Raw genomic sequence first — 18020 nt, forward strand, 5'->3', positions numbered from 1 at the left:
ACTTGTCCTGAATGCTAGGACAAGTATTGATCACTATTTAAGTGTATTCTTCAAATCTTCATAAACATAATCCCAAAAATCATGGTGATCCCGGTAGGCCTTAGTAATGAAGGTTAGCATTTCTTTTTGCTTTTCCTGATGGTCATCAGCCTTGCGCTCAGGAAGGTTAGCCATAGAATCGTTGATGAATTCCTGTACTTCAGGTGCTCTCGGCCCCCATGTTCCCACTTCTTTTCCTTCAGAATCAATGAAAATGATTTTGGGTATAGAACGGGATTGTCCATTCGTCAAATATTGATCCATCAGCTCCAGGTTTTCATCCCTTGATAGAAAGTGGGTAGGGATGTGGCTAGCTTCAGCCAGCCTTAGATAAATAGGGATATTGAGCATTGCATCTCCACACCAATCTTCAGTCAATACAATAGCACGAAGTCTTTTTGTTTGAAGTTGTTCGAATAATGGCTGGTCCTGGGTGGGGATTGAAAAATTTTCATATATATAAATGAAATTTTTTTGATGTTTTTCCATTTGGTCGACATATTCTTGTGCAGTCATCCCTTTGTGAAACCATTCTTCTAGACTCATACAAAACCTCCTCTGAAACTAGCATACATGTAAGACTACATACATGTGGGTGTTCCCTCCTTTGTGATGGAATATGCATGAAATTGAAATTTAATAAGATATTTTTGATATGATTGGTATTGAAGGAGGCGTACATGATGAAAAAAGAAAGACTGGACCTTTTATTAGAATTACTCAAAACACCATCTCCCTCTAGTATGGAGATGCAGATTCAAAGAAGATGGATGGAAGAAATGCGTGGGATAGCAGATGAAATAAGAACAGACCATGCCGGAAATGCGATTGCCATTCTGAATCCCGAAGCTGACTTCAAGGTCATGCTTGCTGGTCACTGTGATGAAATTGCCCTTGTGATCAATCGAATCGATGAGCAAGGCTATCTTCATTTTGATAAGATGGGCGGAATTAATCCGAAAGCTGCGGTCGGAATGAAAGTGACCGTGCTCGGTCATGGAAAAGAAGTCATCGGGGTTATTGGCGTCAATGCTCAGCATCACGGTGGTTTGAAAGGTGACTTCGGTGTGGATGATTTATTCATCGATTGTGGTGCGAAATCCAAAGATGAAATAGAAAAATCAGTCCAAATTGGAGACCTTGCCGTGTATAAACGAGATCCTGAAGTCTTGATGGACCGATACATAGCTGGCCGCGGTCTTGATAATCGAACGGGGCAATTTATTGTTGGTGAAGTTTTAAGGAAGTTATCAGAGAAAAATCTTCATGTAGGTGTTTATGCGGTAAGTACTGTCAATGAAGAGACGAACATGGGCGGAGCTTATTTTGCTGCAGCTGGAGTTGAGCCTTCAATGGCTATTGCTTGCGATGTAACGTTTGCCACGGATTATCCTGGTGTGAATAAAAACAAATATGGTGATATCCGGTTGGAAGGAGGGCCTGTTCTTGCTAAAGGGGCACCAATCAATCGGAAAATCAACCAGTGGTTAGAGCAAACGGCCAAAAAAATGGAGATGGATATACAATATGAATTGACCCCTCGTTTAACAGGTACTGATGCGGATAAGATGCGTTTAACGGGGAAAGGGGTGCCTGTAAGCCTGGTTTCTTTACCACTTAGGTACATGCATTCTCCCGTGGAAACAGCCAGCATTCAGGATATTGACGAAGAAGTGGATTTGTTAGTAGAAATGATTGCAAACATGACGGGGAATGAAAATTTAAATCCATTAGAAGATTAAAGATAGAGCGCCTGGGGATGTCCCAGGCGTTTTTCGTTTATTAAAGGGCATATTTGGCAAGAATAGCAGATATAATCTTCAGTAATCGAAGGAGTGGTCTGTGTGGATCGAGAAATTCTTCATCAACAAATAATGACTTTGAAAGGTAAGATTTGTGCTGGTCAGCTGCAAGTGCAAGGGTATGATGATTACATTCTTTTACAGCTTGATAAAGTGAAAGATAGCGATGATGGTCTTGTTGATGTATCTACCGTTTCTTCCACTTTACGATTGTTCATTGATGCGACTGAAAAGTTCGGAAGCCCTTCAGCTTAACGATTCTGATTTCATACACCAAACAAAAAAGGCGCTGATCAGCGCCTTTTTTGTTTGGTTATTGTTCTTTCATTTTTTCTACTTCGTCGACTTTATACCGAGCGGTCGGCATTGCTTCCAGACGTTCTTCGGGGATTGGATCTCCGGACTTTTCACTGTAACCATAGCGGTCTTCTTCCATTCTTTTCAGAGCATCGTTCACTTCCATCAATTTTTCACGAGCCTGTTCATAAAGGGTTTGCTCTTTCGCTCGCTCAAATTGATCTGTGCCCTGGTCGCCTGGATGATCGGCCACACTTGAGATTTCCCCTGTCCGATCATTGGGGTAGTCTGCTTTGGCTTGGTCCTGGTGATATTCTTTCATTTCAGATTCAGCCTCTTCTTTCATTTTCAATAGGCGATTTTTGAAATCTTTTTTTTGCTGTTCTGTCAACATGGATGATCGTACTCCTTTCTATTGTTGAGGTGATCTCATTTTTTCAGAGGGACGATCCCGATAGTACAACGGGAGAGACAAATGATCTCTTCTGACTCGTTCTTAATGGTAATTTCCCAGACCATCGTATTTTTCCCGATATGAGCTGGAAGGGCTGTACCTAGGACATGCCCATTACGAGCGCTTTTTATATGGTTAGCATTGATTTCTACACCGAATACTTGTTGCACCTGAGGGTCGATGTTCAAATAAGCACCGATACTTGCGGCACTTTCTGCTAATGCGACATTCGCTCCACCATGTAAGAAACCCATCGGCTGGTGTGTTCTGGCGTCAACAGGCATTCTTATTTTTACGGATTTTTCAGTAGCTTCTACAATCTCCATCCCCAATGTTTCCATCAAGGTATTTTTCATCATTGATTGTTCCATCTTCATCCCAACCTTTTTTTAATATTCCCATTCTGAAAATGGTCAAACCTAAATAGAAAGAAGGATGGTATGTAAGCCATCCTTCATTGTTGTGAATACCAGAATCTTTATTAGCTTCATGCGCTCCACTTTAACCAAAAGGGAGATAAAGGTGAATGAGCAATGAAAGACCTAAAAGTAAACCATATATCGTATTCGTTTGTGCTGTAGCCTTCATAGCAGGCATCATTTCAAGAGGTGCTTGTTTTCCTATAAATCCCTGAATGGCTTTTCTAGCTTTTATTACACTAAAGAAAGTGATTACTGACCAGAGTGGGAGGGTCCCTGTGAAAATAAGTGCTCCGGTAATGATATAAGCAAAAATAAATAAAACAGCTAAAAAAACGATAGAACCTTTGTGGCCGAATAAAATGGCCAGGGTCTTCCTTCCGTTCTCTTCATCACCCACCCGGTCGCGTATATTATTCGCGAGCAATATAGTTCCTACAAAGATTGCGACCGGGATGGAAACAATCAAAACTTCACCGGTGATTATCAGTCGTTGGATGTAGTAACTGATTCCTATGATTATCGTTCCCATAAAGAACCCTGCTGTAACTTCACCAAAAGGAGTATAGGCAATGGGATAGGGGCCGCCTGTGTAAAGATAACCGAACAACATGGATATTAAGCCGATCACAGCGATCCACCAGCTGGAGGAAGCGCAAATATAAATTCCTAATAAACCTGCGATTACGAAAAAAGAGAGGGCGAGGAATAATACAGTTTTAGGACGAATTCCATCCCGGACAATTGTTCCACCAATCCCGACTGAATTTTCATTATCGAGTCCACGAACGTAATCGTAGTATTCATTGAACATATTCGTGGCAGCTTGAATGAGGATGGAGGCGAGCAACATAGCGGCAAATAACCAGAAATCGATCGATTGTTCCATAGCCGCTAACATTGTCCCGACAAATACAGGAACGAATGCAGCTGTTAATGTATGAGGGCGAAGCAATCTCCACCATACTTGGAATCCTTCACGTTCATTCAAGGAAGCTTTTACATTTTGGTTGTTTTGAACTAAGCTCATTGATGTTCTCTCCCTTGTTTCCAATCTTATTTTATGATAACAATTTAAGTTTAGGGAAACAGGCGCGGAGTGTCAATCAATGTAAGAAAATGCAAGAACGAGGTAAGATTTCTTGAGTCAAGAGAAAAAAGAGAATAAAATAGATAGTGATGCATACAACTATTTCTTTCGAAGTTGCTGTATGATGAGATTATTATGAACGTCCCTTAAAGAATGGGAGGAATTTATATGCTTCATACGAAGGCCCCTCATATAGAAGAATTGATCGGGGAAGCCCTTCAGAAAGCACATCATATTGGGGAACCTCTTTTTATAAGTATCGTTGAACGTATAGATGCCCAGGACCCTTTTCAGTTTTTTGAAGCGGGATCAGCTGTAGATACACATCGCTCATTTTGGCAGAGTGCTGATAATGACTTTACAATGGTCGGCGTCGGTAAAGGCAGTCAATTATACGCGAAAAGTGAACAGCGTTTCCAGGAAGTGCAGTCGTTATGGAATGAGCTTCAGGAAAATGCAATCATCCATGATGATTATAATAAAAAAGGGACTGGTATGGTAGCTTTAGGTGGGTTCAGTTTTGATCCTCTTGAAGCAGAAACAACGCCATGGGAGTCATTTCCTGACAGTCAGTTGACCATCCCTGCTTATTTACTGACTAATGTGGACGAGGAATCGTATTTAACAATCAATGCAGTAATTTTTCCAGAAGATCACCCACAGCAAATCGCCAACCAGATTTTGAGTCAAAGGGAGCTTCTTTTCGAAGCGGAAATGAAAGCTGTCCAACTTCCTGAAATCAAAAAAACAGTAGAAATTTCACCGGAAGACTGGAAGGTTTCTGTGAGAAAGGCTACGGAAGATATTAAGGCTGGTATGATTGAAAAGGTCGTGTTGGCACGCGAATTGAGATTATCTTTCCATGAAGATACCCATATCACTTCAATTCTGAGAACTTTAGCTGAAACACAATCGAACAGCTATGTTTTCGCTTTTGAAAGTAATGGAGATCACTTCATAGGCGCGACACCAGAACGGTTAGCGAAAGTGGATGAAAGGAAGTTGGTTTCAACTTGCCTCGCCGGGACAACTCCCAGAGGGAAATCTGAAGAAGAAGACATGCTATTAGGGCAGGAGTTATTGGCAGATCCTAAAAACCGGCAGGAGCATCAGTTCGTGGTGGAAATGATTCGGGAAGCTGTAGAAGCTTGCAGTAGTCAGATAGAAATACCAGAAGCACCTATTCTTTATCCTTTAAAGAATCTGCAGCATTTATATACGCCAGTGAAAGCTATTCTGGATCAAGGTTATACATTGTTGGATGTGATCGAGAAGCTTCACCCTACACCAGCTCTTGGTGGTATGCCACAGAAGAAATCCGTATCTTACATCAGAGAACATGAAACATTGAACAGAGGCTGGTATGCAGGTCCTGTCGGTTGGTTCGACATCCGTAATAACGGAGAATTCGCTGTAGCCATCAGGTCGGCACTCATTCAACAAGATGAAGCCTCCTTATTCGCTGGGTGTGGTGTTGTTGAAGATTCAGATCCAGAGGCTGAGTATGAAGAAACAGCCGTTAAGCTGCAACCGATGCGGTCTGTTTTAGGAGGTTTCTGATGAATCATATAGAGTCATTATCTATGTTTGTCACTCACTTTGTTGACCAACTTGCTTTCTCCGGTGTAGAGCATGTGGTCATTTCACCAGGTTCAAGATCTACACCCCTTGCTATGACATTTGCTGAGCATTCAGAAATTAATCATTGGGTCCATCTCGATGAAAGGTCGGCTGCCTTTTTCGCCTTAGGGCTGGCTAAACAAGAGCAGCGTCCCGTAGCTTTGATCTGCACTTCAGGTACAGCTGCAGCCAATTACTACCCAGCAATTGTCGAAGCTTATTATAGTCGCGTCCCACTGATCATTTTGACGGCTGACCGCCCTCATGAGTTAAGGGAAGTGGGAGCACCACAAGCCATAAACCAAATCAACATGTTTGGTAACTACGCTAAATGGTATCAGGATCTTGCCATACCTGAACTGGAGAATCATATGTATGCAAGAAGACAGGCAGCTCGAGCTGTTGAAGAAGCGGTGGAAGGTCATGAGGGGCCCGTCCATTTGAATTTTCCATTACGGGAACCCCTCATCCCTGACTTTACTTTGGAGGGCTGTTGGCGTGGAGAGGTGAAGCCGATCCGGCGCGCGGAAGCAGGAAGCTCTGTTTTATCTGCTGAGAAGCTTAAAAGTTTCTTCACTCATTTTGGTCGTAAGGAAAAGGGATTGATTGTAGTCGGGCCACAGGTAAACACAGACCTGGCTGCTTCTGTTACACGTCTAGCCTCGAGGATGGGTCTCCCTATACTGGCTGATCCTTTATCTCAACTGCGGGCAGGGGAGCACGATAAAAGGAATATCATTGAAAACTACGACGGTTTACTGAAATCTGAGCTCCTTCAAGAAAGTCTTGCCCCTGACTATATCTTACGTTTTGGCGCAATGCCTGTTTCCAAAGCCTATTTGAAATGGGTGCAGAGATTTGAAAGTCAGGTCGATCATTATATTGTCGATGATCATGCAAGTTATCGGGAGCCTGCCGGTATTAACCCGAATCATATTTGGGCAGACCCCGTAAGTTTTTGCAACCAGCTCGCTGACCATATGCCGGAAGATAATGTAGAGACCTCCTGGTTGAATCAATGGCAGAGCATGAATAATAAAGCTAAAACACAGATGTTACTTGAACCTGGAGAGTCCCTCAATGAGGGACATGCTGTTGTGTATTTATCGCAAAGCCTGCCTGATGAGTCTAACTTCTTTATCGGGAACAGTATGCCTATCAGGGACGTGGATAGCTTTTTCATGTCGACGCCAAAGCGTATAAAGTTAATGGCGAATCGTGGTGCGAATGGTATTGATGGAGTAGTGAGCACCGCTTTAGGAACAGCTGCAACAGGGCGGAAAACAACACTGCTGCTTGGCGACTTGTCCTTTTTTCATGATATGAACGGGTTGTGGATGGCTAAAAATAAGAGAATACCTTTGACAATTGTCGTCATCAACAATGATGGAGGAGGAATATTTTCTTATCTTCCTCAGTCCAATCATGAGAAACACTTTGAAGAACTTTTCGGTACTCCACTCGGAATCGAGCTAGGGCCGGCTGTAGAAATGTATGGTGGTATTCATGAACAGGTGGATAATTGGGATGATTATCGCACTGCCCTTGCAGAAAGTTATCAAAATGAATCTTTATATGTCATTGAAGTGAAGACAAACCGGGAGGACCATGTGGCTTTTCATAAAGCTAAGTGGCAAAGTGTTGAAGAAGCTGTCCTGAGCTGGAGTGAAAAGGATGATTAAGCGTGTGCAACAGCGGAATTACTGGGTAGAAGACACCGGTGAGGGTCCTGCCTTGCTTATGCTCCATGGATTTACTGGAAGTGCAGCTACATTCAATCTCTTCTTGGAAAACATGAATCATGATTATCGAGTCCTCAAAGTGGAGCTACCCGGTCATTCAAGGACAGGGTCGGTTGGAGTGGTGACGATGGAACAGTTTTGTTGTGATCTAGCAGCCATTCTGGACCAAATGAATTTGGATAAAGTAACATTGATGGGGTATTCTCTGGGTGGGCGTACAGCTTTATCTTTTGCCATTCTTTATCCTCATCTTGTTGAGCGACTTATCTTAGAAAGTGCTTCACCAGGTTTAGCCACAATAGAAGAGAGACAGGTGCGACAGGCAAATGATCAAAAGTTGGTGGAGCAGCTTCAAAAAGACGGAATTGAAAAATTCGTTTCCTTCTGGGAGAACATCCCGTTATTTGAATCTCAAGTCCTTCTCCCTGAACAGGAGAAAGAAACGCTGAAGCGAGAACGGTTAAATCAAGACCCTGTAGGTTTATCTGAATCTTTAAGAGGCATGGGGACGGGGGTTCAAACCTCCTGGTGGAATCATCTTTCTTCCCTGGAAATTGAAGTGATGCTTATCACAGGAGCGAAAGATAGTAAGTTTCAATCCATCAATCGAAGGATGGAAGTGTTGCTTTCTTATGGGTCCTGGATAGAAGTGGAAGGGGCCGGTCATACCGTCCATCTTGAGAAACCACAGATTTTTGCTAAAATTGTAGATAGCTTCATGATAAAATAAAATGTGTATGAAGACGTTTTGGTCATGAAGAATCTAGATATAGAAGTAAACAAGGAGGAAATAATATGTCTTTTGATTGGGTTCAAGATCGCGAATATGAAGATATTGTCTATCAAAGATTTGAAGGGATTGCTAAAATCACGATTAACCGCCCTGAGGTAAGAAATGCTTTCCGTCCACAAACCGTCCATGAGTTGATTGATGCATTTGCATATGCTCGTGATGATTCTAGAATCGGTGTTGTTGTATTAGCTGGAGCTGGCGATGATGCTTTCTGTTCAGGTGGGGACCAGAGTGTACGAGGTCATGGTGGTTATGTAGGTGATGATCATATTCCGCGTTTGAATGTTCTGGATCTACAACGATTGATCCGGGTTATTCCAAAACCCGTAGTAGCGATGGTTTCTGGTTATGCTATAGGAGGCGGCCACGTATTACATATTGTATGTGATTTGACCATTGCAGCTGATAATGCCATCTTCGGTCAAACAGGTCCGAAAGTAGGAAGCTTTGATGCCGGGTATGGTGCTGGTTTGCTGGCGCGTATCGTCGGACATAAGAAAGCACGTGAAATTTGGTATTTGTGCCGCCAGTACAGTGCGAAAGAAGCAGAAGACATGGGGCTGGTCAACTCAGTCGTACCTCTTGAAGAACTGGAAGCAGAAACAGTTCAATGGTGCAGAGAGATGCTTGAAAAATCTCCTACTGCCCTCCGCTTCTTGAAAGCCTCCTTCAATGCTGACACGGATGGTCTTGCAGGCCTTCAGCAAATGGGTGGAGACGCTACACTGCTTTATTACACGACAGAAGAAGCAAAAGAAGGCCGTGACGCCTTCAAGGAAAAGAGGAAGCCTGATTTCGATCAGTTCCCGCGTTTTCCATGATTTGATGAATGAAAGGTTGTAAAAGGGGCATCCCATAGTGGGGGTGCCCTTTTTTTCCAGATCTTAAAAAGGAATGAGTAAAATGAGCGAACGTATTCCACATTGGTTAGAAAAACAATCAGAGGTGAATCCTCATCACATTGCTTTGGAGTCTCCTGATGGGGGAAAGAAAACCTTTGGAGAGCTAAGGCAAGAAAGCAGGCAAATGGCACAGGCTTTAATGAAATCAGGTGTGCAAAAAGGGGATCATATCGCTTTTCTCTCGGATAATGATTTGAATTATCCTGTTTTCATACATGCCATAAGCTACATTGGTGCTGTTGTCGTGTTACTGAACACGAGATTGACTAGTGCAGAAATATCCTATCAATTAAAAGATGCTCATGTTAAGCGTTTATTCATAAGTAATAGTTATGAGGTGAAAGCGGAAAAAGCTTCTAAGAATTTGAATACTGCCGTGCAGAAAGTGAGTGAGCTGCCACAGGAACTTGCAGATGAATATGACTTAAAACGCGAGTTGGCTCTGGATGAAGTTTATACGATGATGTACACATCAGGCACTACGGGAAAGCCGAAAGCTGTCATGCATACATATGGAAACCATTGGTTCAGTGCTATCGCTTCATCATTAAATCTGGGATTACGGCATGATGACAAATGGCTGATGTGTTTACCATTGTTTCATGTCGGAGGTTTTTCTGTCTTGATGAAAAGTGTCATATACGGAATGACTATCCATTTAATGGAAAAGTTTGAACCTTCTTTGGTAAATAAAGCTTTAATCACTGAGGGGGTATCACACGTTTCCGTAGTCACGGTAATGCTTCAAAAGCTTTTGGAAGACTTAGACGGCAAGCGATACCCGGATCATTTAAAATGTATGCTTTTAGGAGGGGGACCTGTCCCTGTCCATTTACTCGAGCAGACAGCGGACCGAAATGTTCCCGTCTTCCAGACATATGGCATGACAGAAACATCCTCCCAAATTGCTACCCTAAGCCCTGAGTCAGCTTTTACTAAAATAGGTTCAGCAGGTAAGGCGTTAAGCATAGCTGAGCTCTGGATCGATAACGATGATGAAAAGCAACCAGGAGAGATTATCGTTCGTGGACCGATGGTTTCAAAAGGATATTATAATCATCCGCATCAGAGGGACGCCTATCTAAGAACAGGAGACATTGGTTATAAAGATGAAGATGGATTTCTGTATGTGGTCGATCGAGTGAAGGATGTGATTATTTCTGGTGGGGAAAATGTGTATCCAGCAGAAATCGAAAGTGTGTTATCTGATATTCCAGGTATACGTGAAGCAGGGGTTACAGGCCGCAAAGATGAACGTTGGGGAGAGGTCCCTGTCGCTTTCCTTGTTTCAGAGTCACCTGGGACATTGGAAGCAGAAGAGGTTTTGGATTTCTGTAAAGAAAGGTTAGGAAAATATAAACTGCCAGCTCAATTGCACTGGGTAGAGGAACTTCCTAGAAATGCTTCGAACAAGGTGCTGCGCAGACAATTATTTTCTTTATTGGATCAGGAGGACTGAGATGAAAATTGACCGGATTACTTTACGTAAGATTGTACTTCCATTGAAATCTCCATTCGTCACTCATCATGGCCGCCTTGAAGAAAGACCGCTGATCATCGTCGAAGCGAGAGATGGTGACGGTCGTGTAGGGTATGGGGAGGTCACAGCTTTCCCTACGCCATTCTACACTTCTGAAACAATACATACAGCATGGTATGTATTGCAGGAACTGTTGATTCCATCGGTCTTATCTAAAAATGTCCACCATCCGAAAGATATAGGATCTATTATGGAGGGCTTTCAAGGTCATCCAATGGCCAAGGCTGGGCTGGAAGGTTCATTATGGGACTTATACAGTAAGCAGGAAGAGGTAAGCTTGAGTCAGCTCATAGGTGGAACTCGAAAGTTTGTGACAGCGGGGGCAGTGATAAGTTTAAGGGATGATATGGAATCATATATACATGATTTAAAAAAAGATGGATATCACCGTTATAAGCTGAAGGTTAAAAAAGGATACGAACATGAAACGATTGAAACTGTTCAAGAAATAGACCCCGATCTTCCAATCATGATTGACGCAAATGGACAGTATGATGAAAAAGATATCGATCATTTGAAGTCATTGGATCAATATGGTCTTATGATGCTCGAGCAACCTTTTGCTCCTGGGGACTTTTATCTTCACCGTGAATTACAAAAAAAACTTCAAACACCTTTATGTTTAGATGAATCAGTAAGTGGGTTCCATGATGCGGTCCAAGGTGTTCAGCTGGAAAGCTGCCAAATCATTAATGTGAAAATCAGCAGGGTGGGCGGCTTGATGGCTGCAATCCAAATACATGATTATTGTAAAAGAAAGGGCTTCCCTGTCTGGTGCGGGGGGATGGTTGAGTCCGGAATTTCCAAAGCACATAATCTGGCGCTTGCTTCTCTCCCTAATTTCACCATACCTGGTGATCTGTCTGGTTCTTTGCGCTACTTCGAAAAAGACATCATCAACTCTGGTATTCAAATAAATAAAGGGCAAATAGAAGTTCCTCAAGGTCCTGGCATCGGTGTAGATGTTGATGAGGAATATCTTCACCATGTGACCTGTGAAGCATACACTTTCTCTGTTTAGAATGTAATAAGCTTTCCAACTATGGCTCACAATAGGACCAAGGAGGGCGATTCATGGACAGGGATAAGTATTACATCAATATCGGCACAAGAGAAATTTCATTGAACCACGATGGAAACAATGACGATTTTCTCATTTATGCTACAAAAGAAGAAGTAATCACTTTAAGAGAGATTTTTGATGAAATCTACAATTCCGATGTACGTTCATTTTACCGAGCTCATGTACCGTTCAAGCCTTATCACCAGGATGAAGATAATGACGAGTCAGACATGGAAATGAAACATGCCTTTCAGAAAATTTATGACCTCGGTGATGAGACAACCAAGAACCATATTGTCGAAATGGGTGTATTGGAAGATTAAGGAGAAGGCCGCTTCTTATAAGGAAGCGGCCTTCAATACTTTCAGTTAATAAAAACGTGCAAAATATCCATTTCCTATACTTCTACTTTAACTATCCACTGGAATTTCGATGCCCACGGTCTCATAAAAAATGGCTGTATTCACAGTGTATGACATTGTTCTCTTTCATTTTTCTCCAATCGATTGTTGAGCATGACCACCTTCTTCTTTGAAGCTCCTGGAGTTGCGGGGATATGATCGGGAGCGGTAAAAGCATACATTTACTCTAAACATTCTTATGTCCCTTTACCACCCATCTTCTGTTGGCAGAGAAAGAAAAAGACCATCATGATATACGAATAAATGGGAAAAAGGTTTATTCATCTCAAGATGGTGCTATCCCACAGTGGAATTTAAGTCCAGTTGGGTTTCTTTTGTTATATTTCCAAAATATGAGGGTATATCAACCAAAAGACACTACCATTTGATGATTGCAAGTTTATCTGCAGAGTGGTTTGTATTTGGGGTGGCTTATGGTACGATTTAAACAGGCAAGCAAACAGAACGCTTATAAAGAATTAAAGGCAGTTGAAGCAGACATGAAAACATTTTACGATTTTTATCACAATCCTGTTCGATTATCTTTTGATGATCACCCTTTTTCTAAGACACCTAAACATGTGTGGGTCATTTGCCGTTTTAAAGACCAGTGGCTGCTTACGAAGCACAAAGACCGAGGTCTCGAATTCCCCGGCGGGAAAGTAGAGGAAGGGGAAACGGCAGAGCAAGCAGCGATAAGAGAAGTTGAAGAGGAGACAGGCGCTCAAATCGATGAATTATCTTATATCGGTCAATACCATGTAGATGGAAAAGGTGGGACCGTCATAAAGAATGTTTATTTTGCGGTCATTTCCGGTCTGACGGATCAGGAGCATTATTTTGAAACGTTTGGTCCTGTATTATTCAGGCATTTACCTCGTAACTTAAAAAGAAATGATCGGTTCAGCTTCATGATGAAGGATGAAGTTCTACCAGAATGTATGAAGAAAATTGATTACATTTGCAAAGAGAGCTGAAAAAGGGATCCACCGCTTCGTATCGGTGGATCCCTTTTTATTCTAGGAAAAGATGAGAAAATATTATCGGGACCTGTTATAGGTCGGGCCTGCTTGCTTTATAGCATGGCTCGCATGAGTGAACTTTTGAAAGTTTTCGTGGAATTGTTCCGCTAGTTCTTTGGCACTCTTGTCATATTCCTCTGCTTTTGCCCAGGTTTTTCTTGGGAAAAGGACTTCATCAGGTACTCCAGGGCAATGCGTGGGAATGTTCAACCCGAAATAAGGATCTTGATAAGTCTCTGCTGAACTTAGCTCTCCTTCTAATGCGGCTTGAATCATAGACCTCGTATAACTTAACTTGATTCGTTCTCCTTCACCGTAGGAACCGCCAGACCACCCAGTGTTGACTAAATAAACATCTGTGTTGAATTGGTCGATTTTTTCACCCAGCATTTCAGCATAAGTAGCTGGAGCTAAAGGAAGAAAAGGTGATCCGAAACAAGCAGAGAATGTTGCTTGCGGCTCGGTAATCCCTCTCTCCGTTCCTGCAAGCTTACTTGTATAACCACTTAGAAAATGGTACATCGCCTGTTCTTTAGTCAGTTTGCTGATAGGAGGTAAAACCCCGGTAGCATCTGCTGTCAAAAAGATGATGGCATTTGGATGACCGGCGATACTCGGTTGTACTGTATTTTCAATATGCTCGAGAGGATAAGCTGCACGAGTGTTTTCAGTTAGACTCGTATCACTATAATCAGGTCTATGGGTTTCTTCGTTTAAGACCACATTTTCTAACACAGCTCCAAAATGAATGGCATCAAAAATCTGCGGTTCTTTTTCTTGGGAGAGGTTGATACATTTCGCGTAGCATCCTCCTTCAATGTTGAATACTCCGTAACTGGACCAAGCATGCTCATCATCACCGATTAATCGGCGCTGTGGATCAGCAGACAAAGTGGTTTTCCCTGTCCCGGAGAGTCCGAAAAATAAAGCGACATCTCCTTCTTTTCCGACATTTGCCGAACAGTGCATAGGCAGGACGTTCTTTTCGGGAAGCACGTAATTCATCACAGAAAAGATGGATTTTTTAATTTCTCCTGCATATTCTGTGCCACCTATAAGTACAACACGGTGTTTGAAGGAGATCATGATGAATGCTTCAGAGTTCGTACCATCTACACTGGGGTCCGCTTTGAAGGTTGGTGCTGAAATGACTGTGAATTCAGCCTCGTGATCTTCAACTTCTGAAGTCTCAGGACGTATGAACATTTGTCGGGCGAACAAATTGTGCCAAGCAAATTCGGTAAGTACTTGAAGGGGGAGACGGTGTTTCTCATCAGCTCCTGCATAACCTTTGAAAACGAATAATTCATTTCTTCCCTTCAAATAATCCAGAACTTTATGGTACAGATTTACGAATGTGGAGTCATCAATAGGTTTATTGACAGTTCCCCAGTCGACTTTATTTGCAGTGGTCTCATCTTTTACGATGAATTTATCTTTTGGTGATCTACCGGTGTAAGTACCTGTTGTTGCTTGAACGGCCCCTTTTTCCGTTAAAGTTCCTTCATTACGATATAAGATCCTTTCCACTAAATGTGGAACAGATGATTGGTGTTGGACATGCTCTTGCGCTAATAAGAGGTTTAATTCTGACATTTGATTGATGGTACTCATATGCGTCGACCCGCCTTTATATTAAAATTTAAATGTAAGCTAATCTTGAATTAGTATAACACATTAATCACAATAGTCCATACTATTATTGAAAATGCTTTCATGATATTATTTTCTATATATATGTGGGAAATACCTTGTTATCATCTTATGTAATATACTAATGAACGTTTACGATTGAAGAAAGGATCGACCACTTCCACATGGTCCTTTTCCCTTAGAAAAGCTTAGTATTCTAATTGACATTAAACATGGATTTCGATACGATAACTGAGAACGGAAACTCTCTTATCCAGAGTTGGTGGAGGGACAGGCCCTTAGAAACCCAGCAACCGTCTTTTCAAATGACATGGTGCTAACCTGAAGCAAGGAATGAGAACACTCCTTGGACGATAAGAGCGAAAGGAAGCAGCCCCTTTCCTCGATATAGGAAGGGTTTTTTCTTTTTTATGAGAAATATCCGTAGCAGGTGGAAAACCTGGTGATATTCCTATGTAAAAGCTCAATTGGTTGTGAAATGATTCAACAAGAAAATATATGAAACAGCTTATTAGTTTCTGCACATACTGGTAAAGAGTTCCGTCTAATACTTTGTACTTACAGAAGGAGGAGTTTTTCAGAATGCCTGCCAACCGCCGGTTATTCACATCAGAATCTGTTACAGAAGGACACCCTGACAAAATTTGCGATCAGATTTCTGATGCCATTTTAGACGAAATTTTAAAAAATGACCCGAACGCGAGGGTTGCATGTGAGACAACAGTTACAACGGGACTGGTGCTTGTCTCCGGAGAGATCAGTACTAATACTTATGTAGATATACCTTCGATTGTCCGCCAGACAATCAAAGAAATAGGATATACACGAGCGAAGTATGGATTTGATGCCGATACCTGCGCTGTATTGACAGCCATCGATGAGCAATCTCCTGACATTGCTGGAGGCGTTGATGTTGCTTTAGAATCTCGTGAAGGTAAGATGAGTGATGATGAAATTGAAGCCATTGGTGCTGGAGATCAAGGTCTGATGTTCGGATTCGCTAACAACGAAACAGACGAACTTATGCCGCTTCCGATCGCTTTGGCTCATAAACTTTCTAAACGCCTGGCTGATGTCCGTAATGATGGTACTCTGGATTATTTGCGTCCAGATGGAAAGACTCAGGTGACCATAGAATATGATGATAAGGATCAACCGGTCAGGGTTGATACAATTGTCATTTCTACTCAGCATGCAGAGGAGATCACACTTGAGCAAATCAAGAAAGATTTAAAAACCCACGTCATAGACCCTGTCGTACCTAATGGTTTGATTGATGATGAGACAAAGTATTTCATTAATCCTACTGGCCGCTTCGTTATCGGTGGACCTCAAGGAGATGCAGGGTTGACGGGGAGAAAAATCATTGTCGACACCTATGGAGGTTACGCTCGTCATGGAGGCGGAGCTTTCAGTGGTAAAGATGCCACCAAAGTTGACCGTTCTGCTGCGTATGCTGCCCGTTATGTAGCAAAAAATATAGTCGCTGCGGAGCTTGCTGATTCTGTAGAAGTCCAATTAGCATATGCGATTGGAGTGGCTCAACCCGTATCGATCTCCATCAATACGAATGGTTCAGGGAGAGTATCGGAGGAGAAGCTTGTCGAAGCTGTTCGCGAATTGTTCGACCTTCGTCCGGCCGGGATCATTAAAATGCTCGACCTTCGTCGGCCGATTTACCGCCAAACAGCTGCATATGGTCACTTTGGCCGGACAGATGTAGAATTCCCTTGGGAAAAAACAGATAAAGCAGCTCAATTGAAGGATCGGTTCAAATAATAAAAGACTGCCTCCACAATAATAAAGTGGAGGCAGTTTTTTTATTTCTGCTGTATTTTATAATATTGTCCTTTTTCAACATAGCTTGCGCGAATGCGATTCAACTCTTTAATGTCATCATTATTCAATTCTCTGATCACTTTAGCCGGCCGGCCGAAAGCTAATGTATTTGGAGGGATCACTTTACCGGGAGGTACTAGACTCCCTGCACCGATGAATGCCTGTTCCCCTATTTCCGCACCATCCAGAATAAGCGAACCCATCCCGATTAAAGCATTTTCCCTTATATGAGCAGAGTGGAGTGTAACTTGATGGCCGACCGTCACGCCATCTTCAATGATCAAGGGTTGATCAGGGCTTTGATGCAGAAGGCTGAGATCCTGGATGTTTGTGTTTTTACCGATATGTACTGGTGCCACATCTCCTCGTATTACTGTTTTAAACCATATGCTTGCCATTTCACCTATGGTGACGTCACCCGTAATAACCGCATCATCCGCTACGAAAGCGCTCGGGTGGATGTCCGGATGCTTTCCTTTATATTCGCAATACATACTGAACCCCCTTATAATATAGTTGATAATAGTATATCAGAAGAAAAGGGGGGAACGCTGTGAAGAAATTGGAATCTGTTGACGATAACGCTACCATCGTTCTCGTACACGGGGCCTTTGAACATGGTGGCAGATACAAGGAATTAGTGGAACGTTTACGTCAGGATCACTTTTCAGTCATATATGGAGACCTTCCCGGGCAAGGTGTTTCAGAAGGGAAGAAAGGACATATCCATTCTTTTAAGGATTACACCAATACAATCAAATCCTGGGTGGAGCAGGCAAATCCTGAAAAAAAGGTATTCATCATTGGCCATAGCATGGGAGGGTTGGCTGTGATTCGGTTCATGGAAGAAAAACAAACAAAAGTAGATGGAGTGATTCTGTCCTCACCAGCGGTTAGTATCTTGAATAAAGCAAGCAAACCTTTAGAGGCAGTCTCTTATCTCCTGAACCATATCACCCCTTCACTTAGAATCAAAGCATCTCAGCAGCCAGAAATCATAACAAGGAATCCTAAGAAGATTACGGAATTCAATGAGGATCCATTGATTATTGATAAAGTCTCTGTTCGGTGGTATCGTGAATTTCAAAAGGCGACACGTCAAGCATTTTTGAATATTGACAAATTCCCTGATGTCCCTCTGCTGGTCATGCAGGCAGAAGCGGATTACATGGTTGACGCTCGAAAAACTACAGAGTGGTTTGATAAAGTCGCTTCGAAAGAAAAGAGCTATAAACAGTGGCCGGGGCTTTATCACGAAATTTTTAATGAACCGGAATTTGAAGACGTTTATCGATATACACGGTCTTTTATCGATAATCATTTAATTTAATCTGCAAGGAGGCA

The 18020-nt window shown here is 42.3% G+C and carries 18 protein-coding genes and 1 riboswitch; of the genes, 12 read left to right on the plus strand and 6 right to left on the minus strand.

Going from position 1 to position 18020, the window contains the following annotated elements; genetic code table 11:
* Window positions 1–33: 33 nt before the first annotated feature.
* Window positions 34–585, minus strand: coding sequence for a thioredoxin family protein (locus HLI_RS17175; protein ID WP_128526140.1), 552 nt, complete (start codon window positions 583–585; stop codon window positions 34–36).
* Window positions 586–722: 137 nt separating this feature from the next.
* Between HLI_RS17175 and HLI_RS17180 the strand changes: the two genes are divergently transcribed.
* Together HLI_RS17180 and HLI_RS17185 are read left to right on the plus strand one after the other, a co-directional pair.
* A complete protein-coding gene (locus HLI_RS17180) occupies window positions 723–1781 on the plus strand; it encodes a M20/M25/M40 family metallo-hydrolase (RefSeq protein ID WP_128526141.1) in 1059 nt (352 codons plus the stop codon).
* 102 nt (window positions 1782–1883) lie between these two features.
* Window positions 1884–2096 carry a hypothetical protein gene (locus tag HLI_RS17185; protein ID WP_128526142.1) on the plus strand — a complete coding sequence of 71 codons (213 nt, stop codon included), beginning with the start codon at window positions 1884–1886 and terminating at the stop codon, window positions 2094–2096.
* A gap of 58 nt (window positions 2097–2154) precedes the next feature.
* On the opposite strand, the gene HLI_RS17190 is transcribed toward HLI_RS17185, so the two are convergent.
* The 3 genes from HLI_RS17190 to HLI_RS17200 form a co-directional block, all read right to left on the minus strand.
* A complete protein-coding gene (locus HLI_RS17190) occupies window positions 2155–2532 on the minus strand; it encodes a TraR/DksA C4-type zinc finger protein (RefSeq protein WP_128526143.1) in 378 nt (125 codons plus the stop codon).
* 35 nt (window positions 2533–2567) lie between these two features.
* Window positions 2568–2963: a hotdog fold thioesterase gene (locus HLI_RS17195; RefSeq protein ID WP_128526144.1), complete on the minus strand. Its 396-nt coding sequence runs from the start codon at window positions 2961–2963 to the stop codon at window positions 2568–2570.
* 130 nt (window positions 2964–3093) lie between these two features.
* Window positions 3094–4041, minus strand: a complete 948-nt coding sequence (locus tag HLI_RS17200) for a 1,4-dihydroxy-2-naphthoate polyprenyltransferase (RefSeq protein WP_128526145.1) — start codon at window positions 4039–4041, stop codon at window positions 3094–3096.
* A 228-nt stretch (window positions 4042–4269) separates the two neighbouring features.
* On the opposite strand from HLI_RS17200, the gene HLI_RS17205 reads away from it, so the two are divergent.
* The 8 genes from HLI_RS17205 (at window position 4270) to ytkD (ending at window position 13139) form a co-directional block, all read left to right on the plus strand.
* Complete coding sequence (locus HLI_RS17205) at window positions 4270–5661, plus strand: isochorismate synthase (RefSeq protein ID WP_128526146.1); 1392 nt, start codon at window positions 4270–4272, stop codon at window positions 5659–5661.
* Window positions 5661–7403: a 2-succinyl-5-enolpyruvyl-6-hydroxy-3-cyclohexene-1-carboxylic-acid synthase gene (menD, locus tag HLI_RS17210; RefSeq protein WP_128526147.1), complete on the plus strand. Its 1743-nt coding sequence runs from the start codon at window positions 5661–5663 to the stop codon at window positions 7401–7403. The genes HLI_RS17205 and menD overlap by 1 nt, the downstream gene beginning before the upstream one ends.
* A complete protein-coding gene (gene menH / locus HLI_RS17215) occupies window positions 7396–8193 on the plus strand; it encodes a 2-succinyl-6-hydroxy-2,4-cyclohexadiene-1-carboxylate synthase (RefSeq protein ID WP_128526148.1) in 798 nt (265 codons plus the stop codon). Before menD ends, menH begins: the two co-directional genes overlap by 8 nt.
* Window positions 8194–8258: 65 nt before the next feature.
* Window positions 8259–9077 (plus strand): 1,4-dihydroxy-2-naphthoyl-CoA synthase, encoded by an 819-nt coding sequence (gene menB / locus HLI_RS17220; RefSeq protein WP_128526149.1) that lies wholly within the window; start codon window positions 8259–8261, stop codon window positions 9075–9077.
* A gap of 82 nt (window positions 9078–9159) precedes the next feature.
* Window positions 9160–10617 carry an o-succinylbenzoate--CoA ligase gene (locus HLI_RS17225; protein ID WP_128526150.1) on the plus strand — a complete coding sequence of 486 codons (1458 nt, stop codon included), beginning with the start codon at window positions 9160–9162 and terminating at the stop codon, window positions 10615–10617.
* A gap of 1 nt (window position 10618) precedes the next feature.
* Window positions 10619–11719, plus strand: coding sequence for an o-succinylbenzoate synthase (gene menC / locus HLI_RS17230; RefSeq protein WP_128526151.1), 1101 nt, complete (start codon window positions 10619–10621; stop codon window positions 11717–11719).
* A gap of 53 nt (window positions 11720–11772) precedes the next feature.
* Window positions 11773–12084 (plus strand): hydrolase, encoded by a 312-nt coding sequence (locus tag HLI_RS17235; RefSeq protein WP_128526152.1) that lies wholly within the window; start codon window positions 11773–11775, stop codon window positions 12082–12084.
* 578 nt (window positions 12085–12662) lie between these two features.
* Entirely contained in the window at window positions 12663–13139 is a 477-nt protein-coding gene (gene ytkD / locus HLI_RS17240; RefSeq protein ID WP_128526925.1) for an RNA deprotection pyrophosphohydrolase, read from the plus strand.
* Window positions 13140–13202: 63 nt separating this feature from the next.
* Here ytkD and pckA read toward each other — a convergent pair whose 3' ends face one another.
* On the minus strand, window positions 13203–14798 hold the full coding sequence (gene pckA / locus HLI_RS17245; protein ID WP_128526153.1) for a phosphoenolpyruvate carboxykinase (ATP): 1596 nt from the start codon (window positions 14796–14798) through the stop codon (window positions 13203–13205).
* A gap of 285 nt (window positions 14799–15083) precedes the next feature.
* Window positions 15084–15197, plus strand: a riboswitch (SAM riboswitch).
* A 222-nt stretch (window positions 15198–15419) separates the two neighbouring features.
* Between pckA and metK the strand changes: the two genes are divergently transcribed.
* Window positions 15420–16616: a methionine adenosyltransferase gene (metK, locus tag HLI_RS17250; protein ID WP_128526154.1), complete on the plus strand. Its 1197-nt coding sequence runs from the start codon at window positions 15420–15422 to the stop codon at window positions 16614–16616.
* Window positions 16617–16657: 41 nt separating this feature from the next.
* Here metK and HLI_RS17255 read toward each other — a convergent pair whose 3' ends face one another.
* Window positions 16658–17170, minus strand: coding sequence for a gamma carbonic anhydrase (locus HLI_RS17255; RefSeq protein WP_128526155.1), 513 nt, complete (start codon window positions 17168–17170; stop codon window positions 16658–16660).
* A gap of 59 nt (window positions 17171–17229) precedes the next feature.
* On the opposite strand from HLI_RS17255, the gene HLI_RS17260 reads away from it, so the two are divergent.
* Complete coding sequence (locus HLI_RS17260; RefSeq protein ID WP_128526156.1) at window positions 17230–18006, plus strand: alpha/beta hydrolase; 777 nt, start codon at window positions 17230–17232, stop codon at window positions 18004–18006.
* Window positions 18007–18020: the final 14 nt, after the last annotated feature.

Origin of the sequence: Halobacillus litoralis, assembly GCF_004101865.1 — a bacterium.
GTDB classification, from domain to species: Bacteria; Bacillota; Bacilli; order Bacillales; family Halobacillaceae; genus Halobacillus; species Halobacillus litoralis_A.